This is a genomic window from Luteibacter sp. 621 (assembly GCF_050435445.1).
Classification (GTDB): Bacteria; Pseudomonadota; Gammaproteobacteria; order Xanthomonadales; family Rhodanobacteraceae; genus Luteibacter.
This window is the reverse complement of record NZ_JBNDKI010000047.1, coordinates 1-2,604: the sequence shown is the minus strand read 5'-3', so window position 1 is coordinate 2,604 and position 2,604 is coordinate 1. Positions and strand designations below refer to the sequence as shown.

Genomic DNA, 2,604 nt, shown 5'->3' with positions numbered 1-2,604 from the left:
AGCTGCGCTGGGCGGGGGGGCGCCGCGGGGGGGCCGGCGCGGCGGCGCGCCGCGCCCCGCGCCGTTCCTGCGGCGGGGGGGGGGGGGGGGGGGGCCCCCCCCCCCCCCCACCCCACCCCCCCCCCCCCCCCCCCCCCGCTCCTACAGGGGGCGGTCGGCCATGCCGTGGGCGTTTGGGGCGGCGCCATCCTGGCGTGGGCCCATGCTAAAATAGCGGCCTTTGTTCCGTCCCCACGACGAGGAAACGATGCCGCAGCTCGCCAAGCGTATGGGTCGCGCCAAGCCCAGTGCGATCATGGTCATTGCCGAGAAGGCCAAGCGCCTGAAAGCCGAGGGGCGCGACATCGTCAGCTTCTCGATCGGTGTCCCCAACTTCCTCCCCGGCGAGCACGTCTACGCCGCCGCCCGCGAGGCGCTGGCGAAGGATTCCGGCCAGTACGGCAGCAACCGCGGAGCGGATGCCCTGGTCAACGCCTTCCTCAAGCACATCGAAGCCCTGGGCCTCACCGGCTATAAGCCGGAGAACGTCAGCACGGGCGTGGGTGCCAAGCAGATCCTGTACAACCTGGCCGAAGCCCTGCTCGATGAGGGCGATGAAATCGCGTTCCCGGCGCCGTACTGGACCAGCTACCTCGATATCGCCGAGATCGTCGGGGCAAAGATCAATATCCTGCCGTGCCCGCCCGAGCAGCACTACAAGCTCACCCCGGCACAGCTCGAAGAGGCCCTGCAGCGCAAGCCGCGCGTGTTCCTCTTTAACAACCCCTCGAACCCCACCGGCATGGTCTATACGCGCGATGAAATCGCCGCGCTGGCCGATGTGATCGTGAAGTACCCGGAAACCTGGGTGATCACCGATGACATCTACAACACCATGGTGTTCGATGGCGTGGGTTACCACAACTTCGTGCACGTGCGCCCGGAGCTGAAGGACCGGGTGATCTTCGTCGATTCGCTGTCGAAGACCTACGGCATGCCGGGCTGGCGCGTGGGCTTCATCGCCGCGCCTGCCGAGGTCGCCAAGGCCGTCACCACGCTCAATTCGAACCACATCACCAGCCTGCCCGAAGTGGTCACCGCCGCCGCCGTGGCCGCGCTTGCCGGCCCGCAGGATGTGCCCGGGCAGAAGTGCATCGAGTTCGCTGCCAAGCGCGATCGCGTCTACAACGCGCTGGTCTCGATCCCGGGCGTGGTCTGCCCGCGTCCGCAGGGCGCGTTCTACGCGTTCCCGGATATCTCGGTGGCCTTCGGCAAGCAGCACAACGGTGTCGCCATCACCGACGACGTCACCTTCTGCGCCGCGCTGCTCGAAGCCAAGGGCGTGGCTTGCGTGCCGGGCTCGGCCTTCGGCGAGCCGCGCGCCCTGCGCATTTCCTATTCCTGCCCGGATGAGGCACTCGACAAGGGCATGGCCCGCATCGTCGAGTTCTTCGCCGAGCTGAACTGATCGTCAGTCCCACACGCGATATCCCTGAGGAGTCGAAAGATGAAAGCACCCGTTCGCGTTGCCGTCACCGGCGCAGCCGGCCAGATCGGCTATGCCCTCCTGTTCCGTATCGCCGCCGGCGACATGCTGGGCCCGGACCAGCCGGTGATCCTGCACCTGCTCGAAATCACCCCGGCGCTGCCGGCCCTGCAGGGCGTGGTGATGGAACTCAACGATTGCGCGTTCCCGACGCTGGCTGGCGTGGTCGCCACCGATGACGTGAATGTTGCCTTCAAGGACGTCGATTACGCCCTGCTCGTTGGCGCGCGCCCGCGCGGCCCGGGCATGGAGCGCAAGGACCTGCTCGAAGCCAACGGTGCCATCTTCGGCCCGCAGGGCAAGGCCCTGAACGATCACGCCAAGCGCGACGTGCGCGTGCTGGTCGTCGGCAACCCGGCAAACACCAATGCGCTGATCGCCCAGCAGAATGCCCCGGACCTCGATCCGAAGTGCTTCACCGCCATGGTGCGCCTGGACCACAACCGCGCCCTGTCGCAGCTGGCCGAGAAGACCGGCACGCACTCGACCGATATCAAGAAGCTCACCATTTGGGGCAACCACAGCTCCACCCAGTACCCGGACCTGCACACCACCACGGTGAAGGGCAAGCCGGCGCTGGAGCAGGTTGACCAGGCCTGGTACGAGAGCGATTTCATCCCGACCGTGCAGCAGCGCGGCGCGGCCATCATCAAGGCTCGTGGCGCTTCGTCGGCTGCTTCGGCTGCCTCGGCCGCCATCGATCACATGCGTGACTGGACCCTGGGCACCGCCGAAGGCGATTGGGTCTCCATGGCCATTCCGTCGGATGGTTCGTACGGCGTGGAGCCGGGCGTCATTTTCGGCTACCCGGTTACCGTGAAGGATGGCAAGTACGCCATCGTGCAGGGCCTGGCGATCAACGCGTTCTCGCAGGCGCGTATCGATGCGACCGAAAAGGAACTGCGCGAAGAGCGCGCCGGCGTCGAGCACCTGTTCGCTAAATAAGGCATGGCCGGCATCTGAATGATGCCGCCCCCTGTAGGAGCGGGGGGGGGGGGGGGGGGGGGGGGGGGGGGGGGGGGGGGGGGGGGGGGGGGGCGGCCGGCCCGGGAGTGGTGGGGGTTTTTGGGGGGAGGAGA

The 2,604-nt window shown here is 67.5% G+C and carries 2 protein-coding genes; both read left to right on the top strand.

Going from position 1 to position 2,604, the window contains the following annotated elements; all coding sequences use genetic code 11:
• Window positions 1-247: 247 nt before the first annotated feature.
• Window positions 248-1,447, top strand: coding sequence for an aminotransferase class I/II-fold pyridoxal phosphate-dependent enzyme (locus tag ABIE56_RS22595; RefSeq protein ID WP_429246059.1), 1,200 nt, complete (start codon window positions 248-250; stop codon window positions 1,445-1,447).
• 39 nt (window positions 1,448-1,486) lie between these two features.
• Window positions 1,487-2,470: a malate dehydrogenase gene (locus ABIE56_RS22590; protein WP_429246058.1), complete on the top strand. Its 984-nt coding sequence runs from the start codon at window positions 1,487-1,489 to the stop codon at window positions 2,468-2,470.
• Window positions 2,471-2,604 lie beyond the last annotated feature (134 nt).

What these genes read in the sequence shown, in the direction of transcription:
- ABIE56_RS22595 (WP_429246059.1), top strand. Translation starts at nt 248, where the DNA reads ATGCCGCAGCTCGCCAAGCGTATGGGTCGCGCCAAGCCCAGTGCGATC.
- ABIE56_RS22590 (WP_429246058.1), top strand. Translation starts at nt 1,487, where the DNA reads ATGAAAGCACCCGTTCGCGTTGCCGTCACCGGCGCAGCCGGCCAGATC.